Source organism: Sorangium sp. So ce117 (genome assembly GCF_051524395.1).
GTDB classification, from domain to species: domain Bacteria; phylum Myxococcota_A; class Polyangia; order Polyangiales; family Polyangiaceae; genus Sorangium; species Sorangium cellulosum_B.
This window is the reverse complement of record NZ_CP150309.1, coordinates 8,771,061-8,796,100: the sequence shown is the minus strand read 5'-3', so window position 1 is coordinate 8,796,100 and position 25,040 is coordinate 8,771,061. Positions and strand designations below refer to the sequence as shown.

22 protein-coding genes are annotated in these 25,040 nt (G+C 71.9%); 13 read left to right on the top strand and 9 right to left on the bottom strand.

The features are described 5' to 3' along the window. Positions 1-35 precede the first annotated feature (35 nt). The 3 genes from WMF46_RS32860 to WMF46_RS32850 all read left to right on the top strand — a co-directional run bounded on the left by WMF46_RS32860 (position 36) and on the right by WMF46_RS32850 (position 3,676). Entirely contained in the window at positions 36-1,418 is a 1,383-nt protein-coding gene (locus WMF46_RS32860; RefSeq protein WP_437980811.1) for a thrombospondin type 3 repeat-containing protein, read from the top strand. A gap of 285 nt (positions 1,419-1,703) precedes the next feature. Beyond that, positions 1,704-1,997, top strand: a complete 294-nt coding sequence (locus WMF46_RS32855; RefSeq protein WP_437980810.1) for a hypothetical protein — start codon at positions 1,704-1,706, stop codon at positions 1,995-1,997. A gap of 533 nt (positions 1,998-2,530) precedes the next feature. Continuing rightward, positions 2,531-3,676 (top strand): hypothetical protein, encoded by a 1,146-nt coding sequence (locus WMF46_RS32850; protein WP_437980809.1) that lies wholly within the window; start codon positions 2,531-2,533, stop codon positions 3,674-3,676. A gap of 320 nt (positions 3,677-3,996) precedes the next feature. Here WMF46_RS32850 and WMF46_RS32845 read toward each other — a convergent pair whose 3' ends face one another. Then, complete coding sequence (locus tag WMF46_RS32845) at positions 3,997-6,480, bottom strand: SUMF1/EgtB/PvdO family nonheme iron enzyme (protein ID WP_437980808.1); 2,484 nt, start codon at positions 6,478-6,480, stop codon at positions 3,997-3,999. Positions 6,481-6,668: 188 nt separating this feature from the next. Between WMF46_RS32845 and WMF46_RS32840 the strand changes: the two genes are divergently transcribed. From WMF46_RS32840 to WMF46_RS32830, 3 genes are all read left to right on the top strand, one after another. Beyond that, complete coding sequence (locus WMF46_RS32840) at positions 6,669-7,226, top strand: DJ-1 family glyoxalase III (RefSeq protein WP_437709516.1); 558 nt, start codon at positions 6,669-6,671, stop codon at positions 7,224-7,226. 82 nt (positions 7,227-7,308) lie between these two features. Next, positions 7,309-8,112, top strand: a complete 804-nt coding sequence (locus WMF46_RS32835) for an SDR family NAD(P)-dependent oxidoreductase (protein ID WP_437543411.1) — start codon at positions 7,309-7,311, stop codon at positions 8,110-8,112. A gap of 157 nt (positions 8,113-8,269) precedes the next feature. Beyond that, complete coding sequence (locus WMF46_RS32830) at positions 8,270-10,012, top strand: carbon starvation CstA family protein (RefSeq protein ID WP_437980807.1); 1,743 nt, start codon at positions 8,270-8,272, stop codon at positions 10,010-10,012. Positions 10,013-10,015: 3 nt separating this feature from the next. Here the strand turns inward: WMF46_RS32830 and WMF46_RS32825 are convergent, their stop codons facing one another. After that, a complete protein-coding gene (locus WMF46_RS32825; RefSeq protein ID WP_437980806.1) occupies positions 10,016-11,065 on the bottom strand; it encodes a Glu/Leu/Phe/Val dehydrogenase dimerization domain-containing protein in 1,050 nt (349 codons plus the stop codon). A gap of 329 nt (positions 11,066-11,394) precedes the next feature. Here WMF46_RS32825 and WMF46_RS32820 point away from each other — a divergent pair, with 329 nt between their 5' ends. Both WMF46_RS32820 and WMF46_RS32815 read left to right on the top strand, forming a co-directional pair. Then, on the top strand, positions 11,395-12,924 hold the full coding sequence (locus tag WMF46_RS32820) for an AlkA N-terminal domain-containing protein (protein ID WP_437980805.1): 1,530 nt from the start codon (positions 11,395-11,397) through the stop codon (positions 12,922-12,924). Continuing rightward, entirely contained in the window at positions 12,905-13,432 is a 528-nt protein-coding gene (locus WMF46_RS32815; RefSeq protein ID WP_437980804.1) for a methylated-DNA--[protein]-cysteine S-methyltransferase, read from the top strand. Before WMF46_RS32820 ends, WMF46_RS32815 begins: the two co-directional genes overlap by 20 nt. On the opposite strand, the gene WMF46_RS32810 is transcribed toward WMF46_RS32815, so the two are convergent. After that, complete coding sequence (locus WMF46_RS32810) at positions 13,397-14,704, bottom strand: MopE-related protein (protein ID WP_437980803.1); 1,308 nt, start codon at positions 14,702-14,704, stop codon at positions 13,397-13,399. The genes WMF46_RS32815 and WMF46_RS32810 overlap by 36 nt on opposite strands. Between WMF46_RS32810 and WMF46_RS32805 the strand changes: the two genes are divergently transcribed. Next, positions 14,599-15,015: a GNAT family N-acetyltransferase gene (locus tag WMF46_RS32805; protein ID WP_437980802.1), complete on the top strand. Its 417-nt coding sequence runs from the start codon at positions 14,599-14,601 to the stop codon at positions 15,013-15,015. The two genes, WMF46_RS32810 and WMF46_RS32805, sit on opposite strands and share 106 nt — an antisense overlap. 269 nt (positions 15,016-15,284) lie before the next feature. Further along, positions 15,285-16,232: a hypothetical protein gene (locus WMF46_RS32800; protein ID WP_437980801.1), complete on the top strand. Its 948-nt coding sequence runs from the start codon at positions 15,285-15,287 to the stop codon at positions 16,230-16,232. Between the two features lie 99 nt (positions 16,233-16,331). Here the strand turns inward: WMF46_RS32800 and WMF46_RS32795 are convergent, their stop codons facing one another. The 3 genes from WMF46_RS32795 to WMF46_RS32785 are packed head-to-tail and all read right to left on the bottom strand — an operon-like array spanning position 16,332 to position 19,094. Beyond that, positions 16,332-17,045 (bottom strand): thioredoxin-like domain-containing protein, encoded by a 714-nt coding sequence (locus WMF46_RS32795; RefSeq protein ID WP_437980800.1) that lies wholly within the window; start codon positions 17,043-17,045, stop codon positions 16,332-16,334. After that, a complete protein-coding gene (locus WMF46_RS32790) occupies positions 17,042-17,740 on the bottom strand; it encodes a hypothetical protein (protein WP_437543395.1) in 699 nt (232 codons plus the stop codon). The genes WMF46_RS32795 and WMF46_RS32790 overlap by 4 nt, the downstream gene beginning before the upstream one ends. A gap of 7 nt (positions 17,741-17,747) precedes the next feature. Continuing rightward, positions 17,748-19,094, bottom strand: a complete 1,347-nt coding sequence (locus WMF46_RS32785) for a vitamin K epoxide reductase family protein (protein ID WP_437980799.1) — start codon at positions 19,092-19,094, stop codon at positions 17,748-17,750. Positions 19,095-19,405: 311 nt separating this feature from the next. Between WMF46_RS32785 and WMF46_RS32780 the strand changes: the two genes are divergently transcribed. The 3 genes from WMF46_RS32780 (at position 19,406) to ygfZ (ending at position 21,707) form a co-directional block, all read left to right on the top strand. Further along, positions 19,406-19,984 carry a hypothetical protein gene (locus WMF46_RS32780; protein ID WP_437543391.1) on the top strand — a complete coding sequence of 193 codons (579 nt, stop codon included), beginning with the start codon at positions 19,406-19,408 and terminating at the stop codon, positions 19,982-19,984. Positions 19,985-20,095: 111 nt separating this feature from the next. Next, complete coding sequence (locus WMF46_RS32775) at positions 20,096-20,647, top strand: hypothetical protein (RefSeq protein WP_437980798.1); 552 nt, start codon at positions 20,096-20,098, stop codon at positions 20,645-20,647. Positions 20,648-20,708: 61 nt separating this feature from the next. Continuing rightward, complete coding sequence (gene ygfZ, locus WMF46_RS32770; RefSeq protein ID WP_437980797.1) at positions 20,709-21,707, top strand: CAF17-like 4Fe-4S cluster assembly/insertion protein YgfZ; 999 nt, start codon at positions 20,709-20,711, stop codon at positions 21,705-21,707. Positions 21,708-21,759: 52 nt separating this feature from the next. Here ygfZ and WMF46_RS32765 read toward each other — a convergent pair whose 3' ends face one another. The 3 genes from WMF46_RS32765 to uppS form a co-directional block, all read right to left on the bottom strand. Continuing rightward, the gene (locus WMF46_RS32765; RefSeq protein WP_437903511.1) at positions 21,760-23,085 is read right to left on the bottom strand and encodes a Glu/Leu/Phe/Val family dehydrogenase; all 1,326 of its coding nucleotides are present in this window, start codon (positions 23,083-23,085) and stop codon (positions 21,760-21,762) included. 253 nt (positions 23,086-23,338) lie between these two features. Further along, positions 23,339-24,130 (bottom strand): phosphatidate cytidylyltransferase, encoded by a 792-nt coding sequence (locus WMF46_RS32760; protein WP_437980796.1) that lies wholly within the window; start codon positions 24,128-24,130, stop codon positions 23,339-23,341. A gap of 32 nt (positions 24,131-24,162) precedes the next feature. Beyond that, positions 24,163-25,014 (bottom strand): polyprenyl diphosphate synthase, encoded by an 852-nt coding sequence (uppS, locus tag WMF46_RS32755; protein ID WP_437980795.1) that lies wholly within the window; start codon positions 25,012-25,014, stop codon positions 24,163-24,165. Positions 25,015-25,040 lie beyond the last annotated feature (26 nt).

Sequence of the window (25,040 nt, the reverse complement as noted above, 5' to 3'; positions counted from 1 at the left end):
GAGTCCTTGAATCCAGGCATGGCTTGAGGAGATGGATGATGCGTTGGAACCACATCGCGACGTGTGTGCTGCTGTGCTCTTCGCTCGCTGCGTGCATCGGTCCCGTGCAGGGCGGGAGCGACGGCGGCGGTGACGGCGGAGCCGGCGGCAGCGGCGGAGCCGGCGGCAGCGGCGGCGCCGGTGCTCAGGGCGGCAGCGACGATGACGGAGATGGCGGCAGCGGCGGCGGCGCGCCCGACCCGAGCGACACGGACCGCGACGGCGACGGATACGACGACGACATCGACAACTGCCCCGAGGCCACGAACCACGATCAGAGCGACGTCGATGGGGACGGGCTCGGCGACGCCTGCGATGACGACCTCGACGACGACGGCGTGCCCAACGCGGTCGACAACTGCGTCGCGGTCGGCAACGCCGACCAGGCGGACTTCGACCTTGACCTGTACGGCGACGCCTGCGACGACGATGACGACGACGACGGCGCCGTGGACGCGTCGGACAGCTGCCTGTGGGTCTCCAACGCCGCCCAGGCCGACATGGATGGAGACGGCAGGGGCGACGCCTGTGACGACGACGTCGACGGCGACGGGGTGTCCAACACGCTGGACAACTGCCCCCACGTGGCGAACGCGGACCTGGCGGACTTCGACGCCGATGCCCTCGGAGACGCGTGCGACGAGGACGACGACGGCGACGGCGTGGCCGACCTGGAGGATAACTGCCCGTTCGACGTGAACCCGGACCAGCTCGACGTGAACGGCAATCGGATCGGCGACGCCTGCGACCTGGGCATCGACGAGCGCGGCGGGGCATGCCTGGCCGTCGGGGTCGTCGATCCCGAGCACGACACGAGCTGGCCGAACCCTGCCAGCCCCCCGAGCCCCGAGACCATCGACACGGCGATCTTCGGCCGGCACTACGGCGAGAGCGCCTCGGCGACGTCGATGCCGATCATGGGCATCCACGCGGAGTACCAGCTGAGCGATGGCGGCGCGTGGGATGGCGGCGCCGGGAGCACCTCCCAGGGTCGGATGAGCCTCGGCTGGGTCGAGGTCGAGGGCTCGACGATCCGCTATCACATGGTGCCGGAGGGCTTCCTCATCATCGAGAAGACCGACTACAACAGCGGCGACCACTCCGCCCACTTCCGCTTCGAGACGCTGGGGCCGCTGGTGATCGTCGCCGAGCGCGGGTCGACGATCGGCACCCTCGAGACGGAGGCGCTCCTCGTGATGGACCGGCCCGCGAACTACCGCGATGATCGCTTCAACTACCTCTCCGCCCCGCTCTGCTCCGCCGTGCCGCTCACGGTGACCTACGAGCTCCGCGGGACGACATTCGAGGAGAGCACGATGTCGGGCTCCTTCGAGTTCTACTCGGAGGCGACCTTCGACCTCAGCGGCCACCGGCCCTGAGGCGCTGCCGCGCCCGGCGCTCTCCCACCATGGGCGCTCGTGCTCGCGCTCGAGCGCCCGGAAGCCATCGTCCCTTGTTCGGTGGGCTGTACCGGACTCGGGATCGCGGCGCTGATCTAACAGCGCATCAACGAGATGGTCCGCGTCCGCCGGGCTCGCACGCCGAGGCTGGTGTCCTTGTCTGATCCATGGTATCAGTCTGCGCAGCGCTCCGTCATGGTGTGTCTCATCGCGTTGGCGCTGTGCGAAAGGTCGTAGATGCGAAGAATTCATATCGCTCTGGGCGTGCGTTCACTGGAGGACTCCATTGCGGATTACACGCAGCGCCTGGCGGCCCAGCCGCACGTGATCGTGCCTGACCAGTACGCGCTCTGGCGCACCGACACGGTGAACTTCTCCATCCGTCAGATCCCCGCGGGCGAAGCTCCGGCGTTGCGTCATCTGGGCTGGGAGGACGACGCCGCCAGCGCCTTCTCCGAGACGCGGGATTGCAACGGGATCGTCTGGGAGGAGTTCGGTCCCGAGCAGCAGTTGCAAGAGATCCTCGGGCTCTGGCCCGACGCCCAGATCAAGCGCTGACTCCAAGCTGACAGCGAATCTTCCGGAAGGACCTCGACAGCTGGCGTCCCGAGGGACCCGCCTCGGCGGCCTGCGCAGCGGACGCGAGCCGCCCGCCGGACCGCAATGGCTTCCTCACCGCGCCCGGCGAGTCGACCGACGTTCCAGATCGCTCACCCGACGGCGCGATCGTGAGCCCGGCGCCCGGCGATCGCCCTGAGATCCCCTGAGCGGCGCGCTCCTCGCTGGCCCCCTCGCGCTGACACGCGGAAATGACGCCTGTCATGGGAGCGTGACAGCGAGGGTGTCATGAGCGCGTGACGGCGACGCGCAGCAATCCGGTCGCCGGTCGCGGCCGGCGTGTCGCGATCACGGCCTGAACGCGCCCGATCCGGCGTCTCGCCCCCGGAACAGGAGGCAGCGCCATCGCTGCACGCGCCGGGTGGCCGCGCGCGGCATGTGCGTTGCAATCGCCTTGTCATCACCTTGTCGCGGTCGCGCCGGGGCGGCGATGGCCGTTATCCAACATCGAACTCGTCGAAAGGAAGCATGTCATGAAGAGCAAGGCACTGCTGCTGGGATCTCTCGTCGTCGGCATCATGGGCGCAGGTTGCGCCGTGGCGTACGAGGCCGAGGAGGGCGAGGTGGGCGACGCCCAGCAAGCGTTCGTGTCCCGTGCGTGGGCGTATGCGTGGGCGCACCAGGCGACGGGCTCGTTCACCGCGAGCTCGAGCTACTCGCGGAGCTCCTCCGGAGACGTCTTCGGGCAGGGCGTGAACAACACCGTCACGCAGCTCGGTGCGGGCCAGTATCGCGTGCGGTTTCCGGACGTGGGCGCGGCGCCGGGCGGTCATGTCCAGGTCACGGCCTACGGCGCGGGCGCCGAGCGCTGCAAGGTCAATTCCTGGGTAAGGAGCGGCGATGACGTGGATGTTCATGTCAACTGCTTCACCGCGGGCGGCGCGCCGGTCGACACCCTGTTCAGCGTCGCCTATGTCCACAAGTCGGGCACCGGATCATCGGACGAGGCGTACGTCTGGGCGAACAACCCGACGGCGTCGGCGTACACGCCCACCGCGACGTACCAGTTCAACTCGAGCGGCGTGAACAACACGATCGCTCGCGAGGGGGTGGGCTACTATGCGGTGACCCTGCCGGGGCAGACCGCGGGCGGCGCGACGGTCGAGGTGACGGCCTACGGCCCGGGCAGCGATCACTGCAAGGTCGGCAGCTGGGCGCAATCCGGAGACGACGCGGTGGTCCGCGTGCGCTGCTTCGACAGCTCGGGCGCCCCGTCGGATAGCCAGTTCACCCTCAACTTCGCGCGTTCGAGGCAGGTGAACGGCGGGCTCTCCTACAGCTACGCCTGGGCGAACAACGCCACATCGGCGGCGTACACGCCGAGCCTCTCCTATCAGGAAGGCTACATCGCAGGGGACCTGGGCGAGGTGGAGGCCGACATCACCGCAGGGCGCACGTCCGCAGGCCGCTACTCCGTCAGCCTGCCCGGCATGTCGGCGTCGGGCTCGAACGTGCAGATCACGGCGTACGGCACCGGACCGGAGTACTGCAAGGTCGTCGGCTGGTCCGGCACCGAGTCGAACACGAACGTCAACGTCGCCTGCTTCGATGCCAGCGGCGCGCCGACGGACACGCGCTTCGTCCTCGTGTACACGGACGACAAGTTCATCATCCTGTGAGCTGCTGGGCGGGGGGGGCCTGCTCCGGCCCGCAGGCGATGGGGGCGGCGCCCAGCACGGGCGGTGAATTCTCTTCGGAGATTCGTCAGCAGCCTCGGTGAACTTGCAGGCTGTAGCTCGTTGCGCCGCGGGGTTGCCGTTCGGCCACGGTGCAGTCGCCCCCTTCGAGGCGATCGAGCTCGACCTCTCGGTCCTCTGGGCGAAGTAGTAGCTCTTCGATCGAAACGACCCGCCCGAGCCCTGTCGGCTCGGTGATCCGTCGACGCACTGCACCGGAGCCGGCCATGCCACGTCGGAGGAGCGGGGCGCGGCGCTGCAGCTCAGGGCGCCGCCGCTCCCTGATCGGCCGGCGCAGCCTGCGGCGCGGGGGCGGGCGGCTGTGCGGCGGCGCCCTCCTGCGCCGGCGCGTCCATGGCGCAGCGGAAGCCGATCCAGGCGTGCGCGGTGACAGGTGCCGCGGCGGTGCGGTACGTGGCGGAGAGCTTCTCGGGGCCGTCCAGGAAGCTGCCGCCGCGCACGACCTTGAGCGGGAAGGACGGGTCGCCCTGCGGGTTCTCGCCGCCGGGCGGCGGGAAGACGAGGCCGTCCGACACCCACTCGGACACGTTGCCGGCGAGATCGTAGACGCCCTCCGGGGTGCGATCGCTCGGGTGGACGCCGGACGCGCAGGTCGAGACGTCGGCGCCGCGCGCGAGGCAGCCCTCGTTGCGATCGTAGCAGGCGCGCTCGCAGGCCGGCGCGTCGTCGCCCCAGACGAAGGCCCGGCCGGCCGCGCCGCGCGCGGCGACCTCCCACTCCGCCTCGGTGGGCAGCCGCCGGCCGCGGAAGCGGCAGTAGCTCTCGGCCTGGGAGTAGTCGACGCAGTTGATCGGGTGCCCGGTCGCGCCGCGGGGCTCGTTGCAGCGCCGCGTCCAGAGCTCGACCTCCCGCTGCTCCTCGGGCGCCACCGGCGCCTTCGCGCCGGGCAGGAGCTCGGGCGTCAGCGAGACGTGATCCGCCGTGGAGCACATGCGCTGCTGCATGCAGGCCCGGTAGGCGCGGACGGTCACCTCGTTGCGATCGATGTAGAACCCGCGGGTGAGCGTCACCTGGCGCGCCTCGCCCGCGGCGCCGATCGTGGTCGAGATGGGGCCGATGAAGACCATGTCCGCCGGCGGCGCCGCGGGCGCGGCGGGCTCGGCGGAAGGCGCCGCGCCCGAGGCGCTCGCGGTCGGCGCGGCGCTGGCGGGCGCCGGCACGCCCGCCGCGGTCGTCGCGGCGCGCCCGGCGGACGACGTCGCGGTGGCGCGCGCGGCCGGCGCCTTCGCCGGCTTCTTGTCGGGCGCCCGCGTCAGGACGTACGCCGTCGCGCCGGCGCCGCCGAGCACGAGCGCCGCCACGAACCAGGGAAGCGCCGCGCGCGCGGCGCTGCGGCGCTGCGGCGGCGCTGCGACCGGCGGCGCGGCGTGCGGTGGTCCGCCCGCCGCGGCCTGGGGGTGCGGGGCCGCGCCGGGGTGCGGAGCCGCGCCGGCCGCAGGGGGGCTGGCGGGCGCGACCGTCTCGATCATGGAGTCCTCGACCTGCGCGGTCCTGGAGCCCCCCGTCGCCGGCGCGCCGCCCCCGTCTCTCGCCCGAGGCGCCGCGCCGCCCGTCGCGCCGGCGGCCTGCGGCCCGCTCGCGCCAGCGGCCTGCGGCCCGCTCCCGCCGTGGCTCACCTTGACGATGGCAGGCCGCGCCGGGGCGGGCGCGTGCGCGTCGGCGAGCATCGTCGGCTCGCTCGGCCCGACGGCCACGCCGAGCCCCTGCGCGGCCGCGTACTCCGCGGTCGACTGCCCCGCCGCGTGCTCCGCGGAGGAGCCGCCGCGACCCGCGAAGGACCCCGCGCGCTCGCCGTGCGCCGCGGCCGAGAGCGCGTCCCAGAACTCGCCTGCGCTCGTGAAGCGGTGCTTGGGCTCGATCGCGAGCGCCTTGTCGAGCACGCGCTCGATCGCCTCGGGCGCGTCCGGGAGCCCGCGCGCGCGCAGCGTCGGGCGCACCGCCGGATCGGCCGACGCGACGTAGAGCTGCGTGGGGTCGTCCCCCTCGAGCGCGCGCCTGCCGCTCACGAGCTCGACGAAGATGAGCCCGAGCGCGAACACGTCGGTCCACGGGCCCGTCGCGCCGCGGGCCTTGTTGAACTGCTCGGGCGCGCCGTAGCGCGGCGTGAACGCGCTCGGCCCCTGCCGGGTCGCGGCGAGCGCCTCGGTGAACGTCGGGTGATCGGACAGCACCTTGGCGATGCCGAAATCGAGCACCTTCAGCGTCCGTGCCCCCCCGACCTGGGTGAGGAACAGGTTCGCCGGCTTCACGTCCCGGTGCGCGACCTTGTGCGCGTGCGCGACGGCGAGCGCGCGCGCGGCCGGGGTGAGCAGCTGGATCGCCTCGGCGATCGACATGCCGGCCTCGCCCCGCTCGCGCCGCTCCCGGAGGTATTGCCCGAGCGTCTGGCCCTCCAGCCACTCCAGCACCAGGTAAGGCACCCACACGCCGGCCTGGGTGGTGAACGCGCCGACGTCGAGCGCCTGCACGATGCCCGAGGTGGCCCGCGACAGCCGGTGCAGGATCCGCCCCTCGCCCCGCAGCGTCTCGAGCAGCGCGTCGCGCTCCGCGGCGTCGAGCGAGGCCGGCAGCTTCAGGCACTTGATCGCGATGAGCTCGCCGAAGCCCTCGTGCATCCCCCGGTAGACGACGCCGAACCCGCCGTCGCCGATGACGGCGGCGACGCGGTACTTCCCCTCGATGGTCTGCCCCGAGAGGCCAAACGGATCGTCGGACGGCTCCGCCATGCCCCGCTCCTAGCGCGTCGCCGTGCCCAGGCAAAGGGGCTTCCGCGCCGCTCGCCCCCGCAAGCTCGCGCGGCTTGATCCTTGATCTGCTCGCATACGCTCGCTCAGCCTGCGTCCGGCTTGCGCCCGCCAGCGTCCTGTGTGCGTCCGGCTTGCATCCGGCGGCCTGCGGCCCCATGCCGGCGCTGATGAAGACGCCGCGAGCGCTCGTGATCCTTGCCGAGGGAGCCGAGGAGATGGAAACGACGATCATCGTCGATGTCCTGCGCCGCGCCGAGGTCGAGGTCGTCCTCGCCGGGCTCGATGGCCCCGGCCCGGTGCGCTGCAGCCGAGGCGTGCGCCTCGTGCCGGACGCGGATCTCTCGGCCGTGACGGGCGACTTCGACGTGGTGGTCCTCCCGGGCGGCAAGGGCGGGGCCGACCGGCTGGCCAGCTCGCCGGCCGTCGGGGAGCGCCTTCATGCGCAGGCGCAGGCGGGCCGGGTCGTCGCGGCGATCTGCGCCGCGCCGATCGCGCTCGCGGCGCACGGGCTCTTCCAGGGCCGCAGGATGGCGTGCCACCCGTCCGTGAACGACGTGGTGTCGGCGCACGGCGAGCTCCTCGCGAGCCCGGTCGTCGAGGACGGGCTGCTCGTCACGAGCCAGGGGCCGGGCACCGCGATGGCGTTCGCGCTCGCGCTCGTCGCGCGGCTCCGGGGCGAGGAGATCGCCGCGAAGGTGCGCGCGCCGATGATGCTGCCGGCCTGAGCGAGATCGGCGCTCGGCCGGCCGGAGTTCCTCTAGGCAATCAAGGCCGTTGGAGTTTCTTTCCGTATTCAGGGAGGTCGAGATGAAGCTTGTTTCCAAGAGCGCGATTGTCACCGGCGGTGGTCAGGGGATCGGTCTCGAGATCGCGAAAGATCTCATGAGTCGCGGCAGCAACGTGCTGCTCTTCGGCCGGACGGCGGCGAAGGTCGAGGCGGCGGCCGAGGAGCTGAACCGCGCGGCCGACGGGCCGGCGCGCGCGCTGCCCTTCCTGGGCGACGCGTCCCGCGCCGAAGACGTGTCGCGCGCCGTCGAGGCGGCGACGTCGGCGTTCGGATTGCCGGGGATCCTCGTGAACAACGCGGGGATCGCCACGCTCGCGCTCCTGACGGACCTGCCGGAGGAGGATTTCGACCGCGTCCTCGACATCAACCTGAAGGGCCCCTTCCTCTTCATGAAGGCGGTCGCCCGCGGCCTCATCGCCGCGAAACAGCCGGGCGCCTTCGTCAACATCAGCTCCATCAACCAGGTGCTGGCGACCGACGGCATGTCGCATTACTGCGCCTCCAAGGCGGCCCTCGCGCAGCTCACCAAGGTGGCCGCGTCCGAGCTCGGGCGCCACGGCATCCGGGTGAACGTGGTGGCGCCGGGGCTCATCCGGACGCCGCTCGTCGACGGCATCGGATTCACGGCGGGGCTCAGCGCCCAGAGGTTCCTCGAGCGCACGCCGCTCGGGCGGATCGGGGAGACGACCGACGTGGCGCCCGTGGTCTCGTTCCTCTGCAGCGAGGAGGCGCGCTGGATCACCGGCGATACGGTGTTCGTCGACGGCGGGAACAACCTCCACGGCCTGCACAGCTACTGGGACACGATGAACGCCAGCCTCTGAGAGCCGCGCGTCTCCGAGGGGGGCTCCTCCGGACCGGCACCCTCGGGCTCTGGCGCCGTGATGGGCGGGGGCCTGCGCCCGTCCGGCGACCCACCGCCGCCCTTCCCCTTCGTTTGCCGGATCACTGTCGCCCGCGGATGGCCTTATACTCCGCCGCGTGCTGCCGCTGCTCGCCCTGACCGTCATCGTCGTGCTGTGCCTTGGCTACCGCTTCTACGGGCGGATCGTCGCGCGCAACTACGCGCTCGACGACGGCGCCGTGACGCCCGCGGTGAGGGTGAACGACGGCGAGGACTACGTCCCCACGAAGCCGTTCTACCTCTTCGGGCAGCACTTCAGCGCCATCGCCGCCGCCGGGCCGATCGCCGGCCCCATCCTCGCCGGCCAGGCGTTCGGGTGGCTCCCGTGCATCCTCTGGATCGCCATCGGCGTCGTGTTCATCGGCGCGGTGCACGACTTCTCCGCGCTCATCGCGAGCGTCCGCCACGAGGCGGAGAGCGTCGCCGAGATCGCGAAGCGGCACATCGGCCGGCGCGCCTGGCTGTCGATGATGATCTTCATCTGGCTCGCGCTGTCCTACGTGATCGTCGCCTTCACGGACATCACGGCGAGCACCTTCGTCGGCAAGACCGAGGAGTTCGAGGGCGGCTCGTTCCAGTTCAACCCCGGTGGCGCCGTCGCCGCGGCGAGCGCCGCTTACCTCGGCCTCTCCATCGTCATGGGCGTCGTCGAGCGGTACCTCAAGCCGCCGCTCTGGCTCACCACGCTGATCTTCGTGCCCGCGACGCTCGGCGTCGTCTGGCTCGGCACGAAGATCTCGACAGCGTTCGTCCTGCCGCTCGACAACCCGCAGCGCGCGTTCGGCCTCATCATCCTCGTCTACTGCCTCATCGCCTCGCTCCTGCCGGTCTGGCTGCTCCTCCAGCCGCGCGGCTACCTGGGCGGGTTCGTCCTCTACATCGCGCTCGCGGTCGGCGTGATCGGGATCTTCTTTGGAAACCTCCGTTACCCGGGGGAGTTCGAGCTGCGGCAGCCCGCGTTCACCACGTTCAACGCCGGCGGCGCGACCGGCATGCTCTTCCCGTTCCTGTTCGTCACCATCGCCTGCGGCGCCTGCTCCGGCTTCCACGGGCTCGTCTGCTCGGGGACGACGTCGAAGCAGATCTCGAAGGAGACGCACACCCACCCGGTGGGCTACGGCGCGATGCTGGCCGAGGCGTTCGTCGCGCTGATCGCGCTCGCGACGCTCGTCATCGTGGCGCAGGGGACGAAGCTGGGCGGGCCGGGCAAGATCTACGGCGACGGGATCGGCAAGTTCCTCACCGTCATCATCGGCAAGGAGCACTTCCTGTTCGCCGCGACGTTCGGCGCCATGGCGTTCTCCACCTTCGTGTTCGACACGCTCGACGTCTCGACGCGCCTCAGCCGCTACATCCTCCAGGAGCTCTTCAACTGGAAGGGGCGCGTGGTGTCCGCGGCCGCGACCGCGATCTCGCTGGCGCCGCCCACGCTGTTCATCATGACCGCGCGCCCGCCCGCGCCCGGCGTGCGGCCCGCGTACCTCGACTTCTGGACGCTGTTCGGCACGAGCAACCAGCTGCTCGCGGCGCTGACGCTCCTCTCGGTCACCGTCTGGCTGCACCGCGAGAAGCGGCGCATCTGGTACACCGCGATCCCGATGGTGTTCGTCATGGCGATCACGGTGTGGGCCCTCATCCTCCAGGTGCGGAATGCGTTCGCTGCCGTGCGGACCGAGGGGCTCGCGCTGAACGCAACGACGTTGAACGGGGTCGTGGGGCTCGCGCTGCTCGGGCTCGCGGTGTCGCTGATGGTCGAGGCGGCGAAGGCGCTGAAGAACGGCCCGCCCGCCGAGCCGGCGCCCGGGGCCGTGACGCGGTAGCGATCACCCCGCCGCGGCGCGCTCCCGCAGGCGCGCCTCGGCCAGCCGCTCGGCGGCGAGCTGCGGCGAAACGCCGTCGCTCGCCGCGATCTCGAGGACCCTGAGGACCGTGTCGTAGATCGCCTGGACGCGCCGGTGGACCTCGGCGCGGGACCAGCCGAAGAGATCCGCGCCGCCGCTCAGCACGCCGCCTGCGTTGGCCACGACATCGGGGATGTAGAGGACGCCGCGCGCGGCCAGCGCGTCGCCGTGGCGCGGATCGAGGAGCTGGTTGTTGGCCGCGCCCGCGACGATCTCGGCCGTCAGCTCCTGCACGGCGCGGTCGTCGAGGACGCCGCCGAGCGCGCACGGGGCGAAGACGTCGGCCTGGACCGAGGCGATCGCGTCCGGCGGCACGATCGTGGCGCCGAGCTCGGCGGCGACGTGGCGGGCGCGATCCGGGTCGACGTCGGCGACGAGCAGCCGCGCGCCCAGCCGGTGGAGCTCCGCCGCGAGCCGGCCGCCGACGCTGCCGCAGCCCTGGAGCGCCACGGTCCGGCCCGCGAGCTCGTCGCTGCCCCACCGGTGGCGGGCCGCGGCCTGGATCGCGCGGAGCACGCCCCGCGCGGTCCACGGCGAAGGGTCACCGCCCTCGCCGGCGAGGCCCTTCACGTGGCGCGTCTCGCGCCGGATGAGCTCCATGTCCGCGGGGGTGGTGCCCACGTCCTCGCCCGTGATGAACCTGCCGCCGAGGCCCTCGATGAAGCGCCCGTGCGCGCGGAACAGCCGCTCCCGCTCGAGCGGCTCCGCGCCGCCGCGGAGGATGACCGCCTTGCCGCCCCCGACGTCCATCCCGGCGAGCGCGTTCTTGTAGGTCATGCCGCGCGACAGGCGCAGCGCGTCCACGAGCGCCTCCTCGTCGCTCGCGTACCCGAGGAGCCGCGTCCCGCCGAGCGCCGGGCCCAGCGCTGTGCTGTGGATCGCGATGATCGCGCGGTAGCCCGCGGGCTCGTCCGCGCAGAACAGCACCTGCTCGTGCCCCATGGCGGCAAGGGTGTCGAACACGCTCTTCATGCCGCGCCGAGCGTACCATTCCGCGGCGACCCCCTGGGCCGGCGCGCTCAGGGGCGTCCCGCGCAGCGGCCCGGCAGCCAATACTGCGGGTCAAAAACCCTGCCAGGGATCTGCCTCGCAAGCGGCGAGAGGTTGAACGCAAAGGCGCAAAGGCGCAAAGACGCAAAAATGCACGATAATTTGTTCTTTTTGCGCCTTCGCGCCTTTGCGCCTTTGCGTTGAATTCTCTCCGGATCCCTGGTGGGGCGATCAGGGCGGCCGGACCCGTCCGCCCTCACAGGTCCGAAAAGCGCCAGAGCCGCGGCGGCACCCGCGCTACGACGCCCTGCATGCGGATCGACGAGGACGCGTGCTACCGAGCGCTCGAGACCCGCGACCGTCGCTTCGACGGTCGCTTCTTCACGGGCGTGCGCTCGACGGGCATTTACTGCCGCCCCATCTGCCCCGCGCGCACGCCGAAGCGGGAGCGCTGCGTGTTCTTCCCCTCGGCGGCCGCCGCGCAGGAGGCCGGCTACCGCCCGTGCCTGCGCTGCCGCCCCGAGGCCTCGCCCGGGACGCCCGCCTGGCTGGGCACGTCGGCCCTCGTCTCGCGGGCGCTCCGGCTCATCGCGGAGGGCGCGCTCGACGACGCGGACGCCCCGGCGCTCGCGGCGCGGCTCGGCGTGGGGGAGCGCCACCTGAGGCGGCTCTTCCTGCGGCACGTCGGCGCCTCCCCGCTCGCGGTCGCGCAGACGCGGCGCCTGCTCTTCGCGAAGAAGCTCCTCGACGAGACAGCGCTCTCCATGACCGAGGTGGCGCTCTCGTCGGGCTTCTCCAGCGTCCGCCGCTTCAACGACGCGATCCGCGCCGCCTACGAGCGCTCGCCGCGCGAGCTGCGAAAGGCCGTAGCGAAGCGGGGTGGGGGTGGGGAGGCCAGGGGAAGGGAGGGCGGCGCGCCGGACATCGCGCTCCGCCTCCCGTTCCGGCCGCCGCTCGACTGGGGCGCGCTCGCGGGCTTCCTCGGGGCGCGCGCGATCCCCGGCGTGGAGTCGGCGGGCCCCGGCGCCTACCGCCGCACGGTGCGCGTCGCCGGCGGGCACGGCGTCGTCGAGGTGCGCGCGGCGCCCGGCGAGCCGTACCTCCTCGCGCGGCTGCGGCTGCCCGGCACCGAGGGGCTCATCCACTGCGCGGAGCGGCTGCGGCGGCTCTTCGACCTCGGCGCCGATCCCGACGCGATCGCCGCGCACCTCGGGGCCGATCCGCGGCTCGCCCCGCGGGTCCTGGCGATGCCGGGCGTGCGCGTGCCGGGCGCGTGGGACGGCTTCGAGCTCGCGGTGCGGGCGATCCTGGGCCAGCAGGTGAGCGTCCGCGCCGCGACGCAGCTCGCGGGCCGCCTTGTCGAGCGGCACGGCGAGCCGCTCGCGGTCCGCGGCGGCCTGCCCGAGGGCGCCGAGGGGCTCCGCTTCGTCTTCCCTGCGCCCGAGGCGCTCGCCGCGGCCGATCTGACGGACCTCGGCCTGCCGCGCGCCCGCGCCGCGACGATCACGGCGCTCGCGGCGCGCGTGGCCTCCGGCGAGGTCGCGCTCGACGCCTCGCGCGGCCTGGAGGAGACGGTGCGCGCGCTCTGCGCGGTCCCGGGCGTCGGCGCGTGGACCGCGCACTACATCGCGATGCGCGCGCTGCGCGAGCCGGACGCGTTCCCGGCCACGGATCTCGGCCTGCGGCGCGCGCTCGGCGGCGTCTCCGGCGCGGATCTCGCGGCCATGGCGGAGGCGTGGCGCCCGTGGCGCGCCTACGCCGCGGTGCTGTTGTGGACGGCGGACGCGCAGGGCGCGCGGCCCGCAGAGACGGAGGTATCGAATGGATCTCTCGCTGGATGAGGTGGAGTCGCCCGTCGGGGTCATCCTCTTGGCCGCCGGGGGCGGCGCGATTCACGCGCTCGATTTCGCGGATCACGCGCAGCGCCTCCGCGGCTCGCTGGAGGCGCGGTATGGCGCCGTCGCGCTCCACGGCGCCGCCGATCCCGGCGGCTTCTCCAGCCGGATGAAAGCCTATCTGTGCGGCGATCTCGCCGCGCTCTCCGACATCCCCGTCGAGCCCGGCGGCACCGCCTTCCAGCGCCGCGTGTGGGCGGAGGTCCGGCGCATCCCTCCCGGCGCGACGCGCGCTTACGGGGAGGTCGCGGCGTCGCTAGGTCAACCGTCGGCGTCCCGCGCGGTCGGCCTGGCGAACGGCCGGAATCCTGTCTGTCTGATCATCCCGTGCCACCGGGTCATCGGGGCCGGCGGAGAGCTCACGGGGTATGCCGGCGGCCTGGAGAGGAAGCGGTGGCTGCTCGCGCACGAGGGCGCCTCAGGGGAAGCAGGAGAGCGGCTGCTCCGCCTCTAGGATGTAAACGCAACCCATCAAGGCGAGGCAGCTGCTGTGCTCGTCGAACTCAAACGAGCAGCGGGACTCGCACCTGCTGTCGACGGTCCCGCCGCAGCGCTCCTCGATGCAGCAGTACATCGCCGCCTGGGTCTCCCGGCACATCGTCCGCGCCCCGCAGGCCTCGATCTGGTGGCTGATGCAGTCGAGGCAGGTGAAGGATTGGCCGGCGAACGAGCGGGGGGGTGTGGTGTCCGCTTCGAGGCAATCGAGAAGGCACCCGTCCCCCTCGCACGTCTCGACGCACGTCCGCGTCTCGGCCGTGCACCGCGGTAGGAGCGTGACCGGCAACGCTTCGAACGGCTCCGAGCACGCCGCCGGGACGCACGTGCCGCTTCGCCCGCACTCGGTGAACCGGTCCTCGCAGAGCACGCCATCGCAACAAGGCTCGTCGAGACTGCCGCACGACGCGCACTTGCCGTCGGTGCAGTTCTCCCCGTCGTCGCAGGCGGTGCCGCAGGCGCCGCAATGGTTCCGGTCCGTGGAGAGGTCCGCGCACCCGGACCCGCACAGCGTGAGGCCCCCCGGGCACGTGCACTGCCCGCCCTCGCAGGTCGTGCCTGCGGGGCACGACGCCCCGCAGGCGCCGCAGTTCTTCGGGTCGGACTGAACGTCGATGCAGTGAAACCCCGAGGAGCCCTCCAGCGGACAGTACCCCTGCCCGGCCGGGCACTCGCACCGCCCGCTCACGCAGCGCGCATCGTCGGCGCCGCAGAGGGCGCTGTCCTCGCCCTCGTCGGCCGTGCCGTTGCAGTTGTTGTCGGCGCCGTCGCACAGCTCGGCGAGCGTCGGGGCGTTGCGCGGATCGTCATCGTCGCAGTCGGCGCCGCCGCAGATCACGGGCAGCGCGTCGTCCCCGTCGCCGTCCAGCCCCTCGAAGACGCACTGCCGGAGCGACTCGTTGCAGCGCTCTTCCTGGGTGCACGGATCCGCGTCTGCGCAGTCGGCCGGCGACGCGCACGCCTTGTCGTTGACGCAGGCGCCCCTCGCCCGATCACAGCGCCCGCTCGGACAGCGGGCGTCGTCCGCCTCCGACTCGCACCGACCGCCGACGCAGCGATCGACCGTACAGGGGACGCCGTCCGCGCAGTCCTGCGCGCTCTCGCAGGGATCGCCTGACCCTTGCTGTGGGGCGCTGCCCTTGCAGCTCGCGAAGAGGAGGGCCGCCGACGCAACCAGCGAGGACAGACGAAAGAGAAAGGCGGTACGGCGTGTCAGCAGAGAGGTTTTCACGAGGCGCTCTTACGACGATAGGTTCGGCCGCGACCTCCACACAAGCCGAGCGCCGCTTTGCGACGGCGCGCCTCGAGGAGCGCCGCGTCGAGCCGCAGGCGATCGGGCGCGGTCATGGCCGCGCGCTCCTGGCGCACGCGCGCGACGAAGCGCGGCGACGCGGGTACCGCGTCCTCGTGATCCAGGGCGATCCGAGCGCCGCGCGGTTTTACGAGGCCTGCGGCGCGCGGCGCGTGGGCGAGAAGGGCTCTGCCAGCATCCCTGGCCGGCTGCTCCCGGCGCGCTCTCGAACAGCTCGGCAGGTGATCTGATGTAGCTGCCGCGCGGCGCTCCGGTCGACCCCACGGGTGGTCTTGTGTGGCTGCCGCGCTTTCAGCAGAACCAGTGTCGATAAACGACAAACGCGTTGAGCCCTGGTGACGGATTTGCCCGCCCGGGCTGTTGAGGAGGCCATCTGTCCACGATAGCCTCGTCGTGTGCGGGGGTTGGTTCGGGGGAGCTCGGGCGAGGTGGGATCCGCTGAAGGCGAACGGCGGCATCGGCCGCGGTGCCTCGCGGAATGAATCGAGGAGGGGTCAGGATGAGAACCGTGCGTTCTTCGGCGGTGGTCGGGTTGTTGATCGGCGCGTTCGCCATGCCGGGTTGCACTCAAATTGGCTCGGACAGCGACGATGTTGGAGGGGGGTTCCCTTTCCCCCCCAGCACGTCGTCGGGCTGGGTGAGCGCGAGCGGCGCGGGGGCTGCCGGCGGCAGTGCCGGCGAGGGCGGCAGCGATGGCGCGGGTGGAGGCGTTGCCGGCCCGGCCGAGCATTGCCCTGGTTGCGCGCGGCTCTCCGTGCCGCTGACGAGGGCGGGGCAATGGACGCAGTTCATCATCGTTTGGGACCAGACGGTCGACCTGACCGGCGCCACCGTCACGTTTCGCGTGAAGACCCAGGCCGGCTCCAACGGCGGCGTGCAGGCCTTCGTGCAAAACGGGCCGGAGCTGGTGTATGCGCCGATCGGGTATGCCTGGAATCCGCTCGCCGACCTGGGCGAGTGGAAGGATATCGTGATCGACGTCGACACCTTGGCCCCGGGCAATCCCACCTTCAACCGCACCACCGCGAAGATGCTCGGACTTATGAGCGCTGCGGGCAACACGGGGCCCTGGGCCAACCCGACCGTCATCCACGTCGACTCCATCACCGTCACGAGACCGGCTCCTGGCGCCGGAGGTCCGAGCGCCCAGCGGGGCGCCGGGCGCCCGAGCAGCGAGCGCGGCGAGGGCGGTGCAGGCGGCGAGGGGGGCGCCTGGGGTGAGGCCGGCGCCGGGGGCGCAGGCGGCGTCCACGGCGTCGGCGGCAGCACGAGCAGTTCGAGCAGCAGCACGAGCGGCGCGGGCGGCGCGGGCGGCGAAGGCGGTGGCTCCAGCGTAGAGGTGATTCATATCGTGGGTCCGTACGAGTTCACGACCGGCGTGGAGCCGATGAAGATCAACGAGTTCATGCCGGTAGAAGGCTCGCGGCTGACCCACATCGCCGAGTGATCCCTGGCGCGCCCGCGGTGGAAGGGGGAGCAGCCCAGCGCCTGGCCCAGCTGGACAAGGTCCGGCGGGTCCGTCAGGTGGCGGGAGAGCGGCTGAGGGCTACTTCTTCCCGCCGAGCAGCGCCGCGAGCGTCGGATAGTCGCTGTCCTCGACGGCCCCCTGGATCACGCACGTCACTTGCCCGCTCGGCGCAGCGAGCGCGTGGATCGGCAGCTCGGTCGTCTCCTTCACGCCGAGCGCCCGCAGCCACGCGGCCCGCTGGGGCCCGTCGGGCAGCCAGTACGAGGCGCGCACCCCGGTGCCCGGCTGCGCCTCGAGGAACCGCGACAGCTGCCGCTCGTCGTCGTCGATCGAGATGAACGCCAGGTCGACGAGCACGCCGGCCGCCCGCAGCTTCTGCTGCCACCCGAGCAGCCGCGGCATCTCCTCCAGGCACGGCTTGCACCACGCCGCCCAGAAGTTCACCCACACCCACTTGCCGACGCCGAACCCGATGTTCGCCGGCAGCTTCTCCGCGCCGCCGGCGGCGACCGCCGTGAGCCCGCCCGACGAGGGCGCAGGCCGCGGAGACTGCCCCGCGCACAGGAGCCGCGGCGCGGCCGGCGCCGCCTCCGCCGTGGCGCTCGCCGGCGCCTTGGCGCTCGCGGGCGCCGCGGCCCCCGGCGCCGTCACCGCGTTGCTCCGCCCCTGGCCGGGCGTCGGGGGCGGCGGCAGATCGGCCTTGTCCGTGTCGCACCCGCCCGCGAGCCCCGCGGCCAGGGCGAGGGCCACGAAGGCGCTCCGGAGGGCGCCGCTCCTCCTTGCGGGGCTCACAGCTGACAGTCCACCCACGAGACGAACGCGCTCCGGTTGATGGCCTCCGCCGTGCATGCCTTGTTCTTGCGCGAGACGTTCCATTGGCAGTATTCCGCGCCGAGCTGCGCGAACTCGTTCCCGAGCCACAGCATCCCGACCTTCTTGTCCAGGTCCTGCTCCTTGAACTTGTCGGAGATGTCGAAGAACGCGCTGTTCGCGCGCTTGTGCGACAGCGTCCGGTTGAACTCCGGCCCACCCGTCTTCGACGCGCGAGCGACGATGAAGAAATAGCGGGCGCCGCGCCGATCGAGCCACATCTCCTCGATCATCTTCTTGCCGTCGTCGTCGAGCTTCTCCGAGGCGTCGTCGAACATCACGACCCCGCCCCGCTGCCTCAGCGGCGTGAAGAGCGCGTTGAAGTCGTCGTCGCTGATCGACGCGAGCGTCTTCACGTCGGCCGGCTGGCACCCGCGCCGCGCCTCCGCCCCGACCAGGCCGCACGCGTTGAGCACCCGCTGCAGCACCGTCTTGAACGCGGGCGTGCAATACGGCGCCTCGGCGTCGTTGGCGATGGCCACGGCCGGCTTCACCGCCGCGGCCACACCCGTCTTCAGGCGCTGCGACGCGGCCTGCACCTCGCTGTGCACCGTCACCCCGGACGCGACAAGAAGCGCGCACCCGGCCACGATCCCGATGATCCCTGCGCCTCTCATGATCTCCTCACTTCGTCCGGAGCGCCGGCGCGAGCTGCCTTATCGCGTACGACATCCCGATGTCCGTATCTTCGTCGCAGAGCCGCGTCGTGCCCAGGAACATCTGCGGCGTCGAGACAGGGAGCTTGTTGTCCACGATGTAGCGGAGCATACGGTTCAGCCGCAGCGCCGTCTCCTTCGAGTCCATGCATGCGTCGAGCCCCGGCCAGCGCTGCCGGATCGCCGCCTGCACGTTGGCGATGCCCGCGCCCGCCTTCGCGCCCTCGAGCAGCGTCTCCTGGTTCTCGTAGGCCCACTCGAGCACATCCATCGCCCGGTGATCGCTGCACAGGATGGCCTTCGAGAGGAGGCACGCGCCCGGGTGCACCGGCCGGTCGAGCATCCAGTTGCACTCGCTGTCCAGCGGGAAGAGCACCACCGTCGCGTCGAGCTTCTCCCACACCCCCTCGGACACGAGCCGCTGGTGGAACGCCTTGCAGGTCGGGCAGAGCGGATCGACGAAGAGGGTCGCCGGCTGCACCGCGCCCGGGCGCGTCACGTGGAGCAGCGCCCCGCTCGGCTCGGTCGGCTTCTCCAGCTTGCCGCAGCCGGTCATGTAGCTCGCGTAGCTCGGCAGCGCGCTCGCGTAGAGCAGCGCCGGCGTCACCGTGCACACGGCGAGCGCGACGAGCCACCCCGGCAGGAGCAGCAGCGAGCCCACGCGGCGCGGGGGGGCGGCGGGCGCTGCGGCGGCCCCGCCCGGCCCGTCGACCCCGAGGGGCGCCCCGGGCACGGTGGGCCCCACCCCGGCCGCGCCTGCCGACGAGGGCGCGCGCGGCGCCGCGCTGGACCAGGCCGCGGCGCGGGCCGCCCTGCGGTCCTCGAGGAACGCCCAGACGCCGCCGGCCGCGAGCAGCGCCGACGAGATGTACATGCCGACGCACGTCTTGCAGAACACCCCGAGGCGCACCGCCGAGATGGTCGCCATCAGGAGCGACACGGCGAGCGGCGTGAGGCCCGCGACGAACAGGAAGTGCGCCGCGCGCCGCGGCGCGTGCTGGGCCGAGAGCAGCACATAGAGCGCGAACGCCGCGAAGAACGCGAACGCCCCCAGGGCGAACAGCGAGATGGGGATACCGCCCCAGAAGCTCTCGCGGAACAGTGCGGAGTAGGGGCTGTACATGGCCACGCGGCACGCGGTGTCGGCGCCCGCCTGCGCGCCGAGGCCCGGGACGAAGCTGCAGTGCAGATCGTGGACCTGCCGGTCGAGGTGCCGGATGTAATCGAAGGTCGATGAGGCGCTGAACGCGAGTCCCAGGAGCGACCCGCTGAGCGCGAGCGCCGCAGGCCCGCGAGGTCCACGACTGCCTGACATGGCCGAGTGGATTACGCGACGTCGGGCAACGCGTCAAATAAGGACGTCTGTGCGCGCGGGCGTCGCCCGCCCGCGATGACGCACGCGCCTCGCGCCTCGCGCCGCGCGGCCCAGGGAGCGGTCGCCCCGCGCCACGCGCGTCGCGACCGCGAGGCGCTGAGCCCGCCGGCAGGCTTTGCCGAGCCCGCCGGCCCAGCGCCTCGCGGCGCGAGGCGCGAGGCGCGAGGCGCGAGGCGCTGGTCGGCGTTGCCCACGCGATCGGCCGCTGCTAGGAGCCGGCCCGGGGGGATTCGGGATCCCAGAGCCAACCGATGACGACCTCTGCACCCGGCGCGGCGAGCGGCGCGCCCCTTCCTGTGAAGCTCGGTCCGTTCGATGCCGAGTTCCTCGCGGACCTCCCTTACGACCCCTCGGTGCTCTTCTTCGACGAGCTCCTCGAGGTGGACGCCGAGAAGGGCCTCGTGCGCTGTCGCATGCCGACCGACAGGCCGATGCCGCTCGTCGACGCGCAGCGGGCGCACCCGCTGCTGCACCCGCGCCACGTCGCTGGCGCCATCATGGTGCACGCGACGGGGATGCTCGGCTTCGTGCACGCCTACCACCTGCTCGGGTTGCGCCACCGCGAGGGCTGGATCGGTTATGGCACCAACATTCACCGGGTGGTCTTTCGCAAGCTGGTCCAGCCGGGCGCGCCCATCGAGGCGACGTGCGTGGCGACGCGCTCCCGGCTCGGCGTCAAGCGGCACATGATCCGCTATTCGTTCGAGTTCCGTCACGAAGGCAGCGTCTGCTACGAGGGCGATCAGACCGCCGTGTGGATGCGCGTGCAGGACGTTCCAGCCACGGATTCCCGACCCGCGCTCGAGGACCCGGAGCGATCCCTCGCTTGACCCGCGCGTTCGTCTCGTCTACCGGCCCTCCCCATGCAGGATTTCGATGCAGGATCGATCGTCCCGTCCACACGCGATCTTCTCCAGGTGATCTCCACCCGCAGGAAGAACATGGCTCTTGTCGGGCTCGTCGGCTCGGAGGCGCCCGCGGAGGATGCGGCGCGGCTGCATGAGCTCAACATCTCCGCGCTCGCGTTCGCCGAGGCAGGGCCCGCCATGCAGGGGGCCGCGCGGGCGACGAGGACGGTGCCGTCGCTCTGCCTGTCGCGGGTGAGCGATCGCGACGGCGCCCTCGCGGCGCGCTACCACGGGGCGGACGGGGTCTGCATCGACGCGACGCTGCCGCTCGACGACTGGGACCGCCTCGCGAAGGGGGCGAGGACGATGCGCATGCTCCCGCTCGCGCTGGCGGAGAGCAAGGAGGGGGCCGAGGCCGCCGCGAAGGTCGGCGCGCGCGTGGTCCTGGTCCGGTGCGCGTCGGCGGAGGCGGTGATCGAGGCCGTCGCGTCGCTCCCGAGGGCGCTCACCGTCGTCGCCGAGGTGCTCTCGGCCGACGTCGACGCGCTCCGCCGCCTCGTCGGCCACGTCGACGCGGCGATCGTCCCGCCGGGCGTCCACAAGTCGGCTCAGTTCCCGGAGCTCGTCGCCGAGGTCGATCCCTGAGCGCTGAAAGTTCGGGCCGCCCCTCGACGGCGCGGGCTCCCTCCTCCACGATCCGGCCTCGATGAGCAACGCTCACGGACTGGAAGAGCGGCGGCGCGCGCTCCGCGAAGGGGCGCTCGTGCAGGCCATGCCCGAGCTCGGGACGCTGATCGTCACCGGCTCGGACCGGCAGACCTGGTTGAACGGCCTGGTCACCTGCGATCTCGCGCCGCAGAAGCCGCTGCCTGTCGGAGTGAAGGCCGCGCCTCCCGCGGGCGGCGCGTACGGGCTCAACGTGGGGAAGACCGGGAAGATCTTCGCCGAGGTGTGGATCGTGATCGCGGCCGATCGCATCTACGTCGGCGCGCTGCGGGAGCGCGTCGAGCAGCTCCGCGAGCTCTTCGACCGCCACCTCATCATGGAGGACGCCGAGGTCCAGGACGCCTCCGGCGAGCACGCCTGGGTCTTCGTCCACGGCCCGCGGTCCGCCGAGCTCGCGGCGGCCGGGCGCGCGGCCGGCGCCGAGGCCGCGATCGTCGACTGGACCGGCCTCGGGGGCGCGCTGCTCGTGGCGCCCCGGCAGGCCGAGGGCGCCGTCCTCGAGGCGCTCCTCGCCGAGGGCGAGGCCTGCGCGGTCCTGCCGGTGACGGCGGCGGCGTGGGAGGTGCTCCGGGTCGAGAACAACGTCCCGCGGTTCGGGGTCGACTTCGACGACCAGAACTTCCCGCAGGAGGCCTCGATCGAGGAGCGCGCCGTCTCGTTCAGCAAGGGGTGCTACCTGGGGCAGGAGACTGTGTTCATGCTCCAGGCGCGCGGCCACGCCAAGAAGCGGCTCGTGCAGCTCGCCGTCGAGGGGGAGGGCGGCGTGCCCGCGGGCGCGGAGATCGCGCTGCCCGACGGCGCGGCCGTCGGCGCCGTCACGAGCCAGGTCGAGGATCCGCGCGGGACAGGGCTGCTCGCGCTCGGCTACGTCAAATACAAACACGCCGTCCAGGGCGCCGCACTCCGGGTCGCCGGCCGGGCGGCCGAGATCACGCGCGCGCCGAGGGCGGGGGACGGGCCGGGTCGGGCCAAGGTCTAGCGCTCCGCCGTCGCGGACGGACGGCGGGCCGGAGGAGCGCGGACAAGCGATCTCAGGGGAAGATCTCGCGCTCTCCATACACCGCCGCGAGCCGCTGCAGCGCCACGGCATAGGCGGCGAGGCGCAGCGTGCACTTCTTCTGCCGGGCCATCTCGGTCACCTCGCGGTAGGCCCGCTTCATCGCCTTCTCGAGCCGGGAGTCGACCTCCTCGAGCGTCCATGTCTCCGAGCGCTTGTTCTGCACCCACTCGTAGTAGCTCACCGTGACGCCGCCCGAGTTGGCGAGGACGTCGGGCAGGATATGGATACCGCGCTCCAGGAGGATCTTCTCCCCCTCAGGGGTGCACGGCCCGTTCGCGCCCTCGGCCACGAGGCGGACCTGCAGCCAGCTCGCCTCCTCCACGCCGACCTGGTTCTCCAGGGCCGCCGGGATGAAGATGTCCGCCTTGAGCCGGAAGAACTCCTCTCGGCTGATCGGCTTGCCGGCAGGGTAGCCCGCGATCGAGCGGTTCTTCTTCACGTAGTCCTGCAGCTTGTGCGGATTGAACCCTTCCGGATTGTAGAGATACCCGGTGTGATCGCCGACAGCGACGGTCGAGGCGCCGAGCTTCGACAGCAGCACGGCCGTGTGTGAGCCGACGTTGCCGAAGCCCTGCACGAGCAGCGTCGAGCCGCCGAGGTTCACGTCGTTGTCCTCGGCCCACTCGGTGATGCAGTGGACGACGCCCTGGCCCGTCGCCTTCTCGCGACCGTACGTGCCGCCGGACGCCACCGGCTTGCCCGTCACGACGCCCTTCACCGCCTGCTTGAAGAGCTGGCCAACGGTGTTCATGTACGTGTCCATGGCCCAGGCCATGGTCTTTGCGTCGGTGCCCATGTCGGGAGCCGGGATGTCCGTCTCCGGGCCGATGTTTCCGCCGAGCGCATGGAAGAAGCGGCGGGTGATGCGCTGGAGCTCGGCGCGCGACACCTCGTTCGGGTTGAACTTGATCCCCCCTTTTCCGCCGCCGAGCGGCAGGTTCATGAGCGCGCACTTCCACGTCATCATCGCGGCCAGCGCCTTGAGGTCATCGAGCGATACCGTCTCGTGGTATCGAATGCCCCCCTTGAACGGCCCGAGGAGGTTGTTGTGCTGGATCCTGTAACCCTTGAAGAGCCGGATGCTGCCGTCATCCATCCGTACAGGGAAATTGACGATGATCTCGTTCTTCGGCTGGCTCAGGATCGTGGTGATGTAACCCGGCAGCTCGATCAGTCGGGCAGCCTCGTCGAGATAACCCTGGACGACTTTGAAGAACTCGTATTTGTGCCTGTGGCTCGGAGCAGCAGGGACGCTCACAGGCGAAGTCGTGGTCTTGGTACTGAGCTGTTCTTCCATGGCTATGTAACTTTCTAGTGCGCTGAGCCCTTCCGTTCAACGTCGGGCGCAACCATGCGATGCGTCATCGCGGTTCCGGACGGGCGGGGCGATGCGTCAGGCTGCCAGTGTGCGAGGAGGCGCCGCGTTGACGGCGGGAGAGCCGCGTCGGGGGCGAGGCTGCGGCGCGTGCGTGCGATGTGGGTGTCGCGCATCGATGGATGCGCGGTCTTTGGACGAGGCACGGCGCACGGCGCACCGCGCGCGACGCCGTTCACGGCCTCAACCACAGGACATACAGATACGTGATGGTCCCGGTCACGAGCAGGGCATCGACGCGGTCGAGGATGCCGCCGTGGCCGGGCACGATCCCGCCAGAGTCCTTGATCCCGAAGGAGCGCTTGAACAGGGACTCCCCGAGGTCTCCCGCCTGACCGAGGCCGCCCGCGACGATCGCGAGCGCGAGCGCGTCCACGAGCGGCAGCGACCGGAGGAACCAAAAATGAGCAAGGAGCGCGCCGATCACGGCGAAGAGCAGGCCGCCCAGCGCGCCCTCGACGGTCTTCTTCGGGCTCACGGCCTCGTAGAGCTTGCGCCGGCCGAGGAAGCGGCCGGCGAAATAGGCGCCGGTGTCGGAGAACCAGGAGAGAAGCATCGCCAGCACGACGAACGAGGGGCCGTCGGCGCCCCCGTCGCGGCGGAGGAGCGCCAGCGCGCCGAGCCCGCCCCCCACGTAGAGCGGGCCGAAGGTCATCGCCAGCACGCGCAGCGCCGCGGTGCGCATCTCGCCGAGGCGCACCAGCGTGATGAGCATCGCGACGAACGGGAGCAGGAAGATCAGCGCGAGGAGCGCGCCCGGCGAGCCGCTGAACCGCCAGATCACGCCGAGGACGGCGAGGGTGAGCGCGACGCCGATGGCCCGCGCGACGCGGTCGTCCGCGTGCGTCATCGCGAAGAGCTCGAGCGCGCCGATGGCGGCGGCGACCGCGACGAGCGCCGCCCAGCCCCAGCTCGGGCCGAGGTAGAGCAGCGAGAGGAGCAGGGGAGCGGCCACGAGCGCGGTCATGACCCGCATCGTGAGGTTGGAAGCAGCCAATCTCAGACCCCCGTCCGTGAGCCGTCGTGGGACCCGTGCGAGGCGGGCGCGGCGATCTCGCGCGCGCGCCACGGCCGCTCCGCGTCGAGCGCGCCCCGCGCGCTGGCCGGCTCGCCCCCGGCGCCGCCCTCCGCGTCGTGCGCGGGCGGCGCCGCGCTGTCGCGCCGCTGGTAGGCCGCGATGGCGGCGAACAGGTCGTCCTCGGTGAAGTCGGGCCACAGCCGCTCGGTGAACGACAGCTCGGCGTACGCGGCCCCGTAGAGCAGGAAGTTGGAGAGCCGCTGCTCGCCGCCGGTGCGGATGATGAGATCCGGCTCGCCGACGCTCAGGCTCGGCAGCCGCGCGGCGAGCAGCGCCCCGTCGATCGACTCCGGATCCAGCCTGCCGGCGACCGCCTCCATCGCGAGCTCACGCGCCGCGGCGGCGATCTCCTCGCGCGCGCCGTAGGACAGCGCCAGCGCGAGCGTCATCTGGCGGTTCGTCGCGGACGCCTTCCGGAGCGGGTCGAGCACGTCGCGCACGGCCTCGGGGAGCCGGCTGATGTCGCCGATCGCGACCAGGCGGATGTCGTTCTCGAGGATCTCGCAGCGCTCGCTCATCAGGTACTCGCGAAGCAGCCCCATCAGCGCGTCGACCTCGTTCCGAGGCCGCGCCCAGTTCTGCTCGCTGAACGCGTACAGCGTCAGCGCCTCGACGCCGAGCCTCCGGCAGACGCGCACGATCCGCCGCACGGCGGCGCTGCCGGCCTTGTGTCCGGCCTCGCGGGGCTCGCCGCGCAGCTCCGCCCAGCGACCGTTGCCATCCATGATGATTCCGACGTGGCGCGGGAGATTTCTGGCTTCTACGAGGTTCATCGGCGGGGGCAGTTTCCTCTGTTGAC

Excerpts from the sequence above, each read along its gene's own strand:
- WMF46_RS32825 (WP_437980806.1), bottom strand. The coding sequence starts at position 11,065 with ATGAAGAGCGTGTTCGACACCCTTGCCGCCATGGGGCACGAGCAGGTG.
- WMF46_RS32820 (WP_437980805.1), top strand. The coding sequence starts at position 11,395 with ATGCGGATCGACGAGGACGCGTGCTACCGAGCGCTCGAGACCCGCGAC.
- WMF46_RS32835 (WP_437543411.1), top strand. The coding sequence starts at position 7,309 with ATGAAGCTTGTTTCCAAGAGCGCGATTGTCACCGGCGGTGGTCAGGGG.
- WMF46_RS32780 (WP_437543391.1), top strand. The coding sequence starts at position 19,406 with ATGACGACCTCTGCACCCGGCGCGGCGAGCGGCGCGCCCCTTCCTGTG.
- WMF46_RS32790 (WP_437543395.1), bottom strand. The coding sequence starts at position 17,740 with ATGAGAGGCGCAGGGATCATCGGGATCGTGGCCGGGTGCGCGCTTCTT.
- ygfZ (WP_437980797.1), top strand. The coding sequence starts at position 20,709 with ATGAGCAACGCTCACGGACTGGAAGAGCGGCGGCGCGCGCTCCGCGAA.
- uppS (WP_437980795.1), bottom strand. The coding sequence starts at position 25,014 with ATGAACCTCGTAGAAGCCAGAAATCTCCCGCGCCACGTCGGAATCATC.
- WMF46_RS32815 (WP_437980804.1), top strand. The coding sequence starts at position 12,905 with ATGGATCTCTCGCTGGATGAGGTGGAGTCGCCCGTCGGGGTCATCCTC.
- WMF46_RS32845 (WP_437980808.1), bottom strand. The coding sequence starts at position 6,480 with ATGGCGGAGCCGTCCGACGATCCGTTTGGCCTCTCGGGGCAGACCATC.
- WMF46_RS32800 (WP_437980801.1), top strand. The coding sequence starts at position 15,285 with ATGAGAACCGTGCGTTCTTCGGCGGTGGTCGGGTTGTTGATCGGCGCG.
- WMF46_RS32775 (WP_437980798.1), top strand. The coding sequence starts at position 20,096 with ATGGCTCTTGTCGGGCTCGTCGGCTCGGAGGCGCCCGCGGAGGATGCG.
- WMF46_RS32765 (WP_437903511.1), bottom strand. The coding sequence starts at position 23,085 with ATGGAAGAACAGCTCAGTACCAAGACCACGACTTCGCCTGTGAGCGTC.
- WMF46_RS32785 (WP_437980799.1), bottom strand. The coding sequence starts at position 19,094 with ATGTCAGGCAGTCGTGGACCTCGCGGGCCTGCGGCGCTCGCGCTCAGC.
- WMF46_RS32840 (WP_437709516.1), top strand. The coding sequence starts at position 6,669 with ATGAAGACGCCGCGAGCGCTCGTGATCCTTGCCGAGGGAGCCGAGGAG.
- WMF46_RS32850 (WP_437980809.1), top strand. The coding sequence starts at position 2,531 with ATGAAGAGCAAGGCACTGCTGCTGGGATCTCTCGTCGTCGGCATCATG.
- WMF46_RS32760 (WP_437980796.1), bottom strand. The coding sequence starts at position 24,130 with ATGACCGCGCTCGTGGCCGCTCCCCTGCTCCTCTCGCTGCTCTACCTC.
- WMF46_RS32860 (WP_437980811.1), top strand. The coding sequence starts at position 36 with ATGATGCGTTGGAACCACATCGCGACGTGTGTGCTGCTGTGCTCTTCG.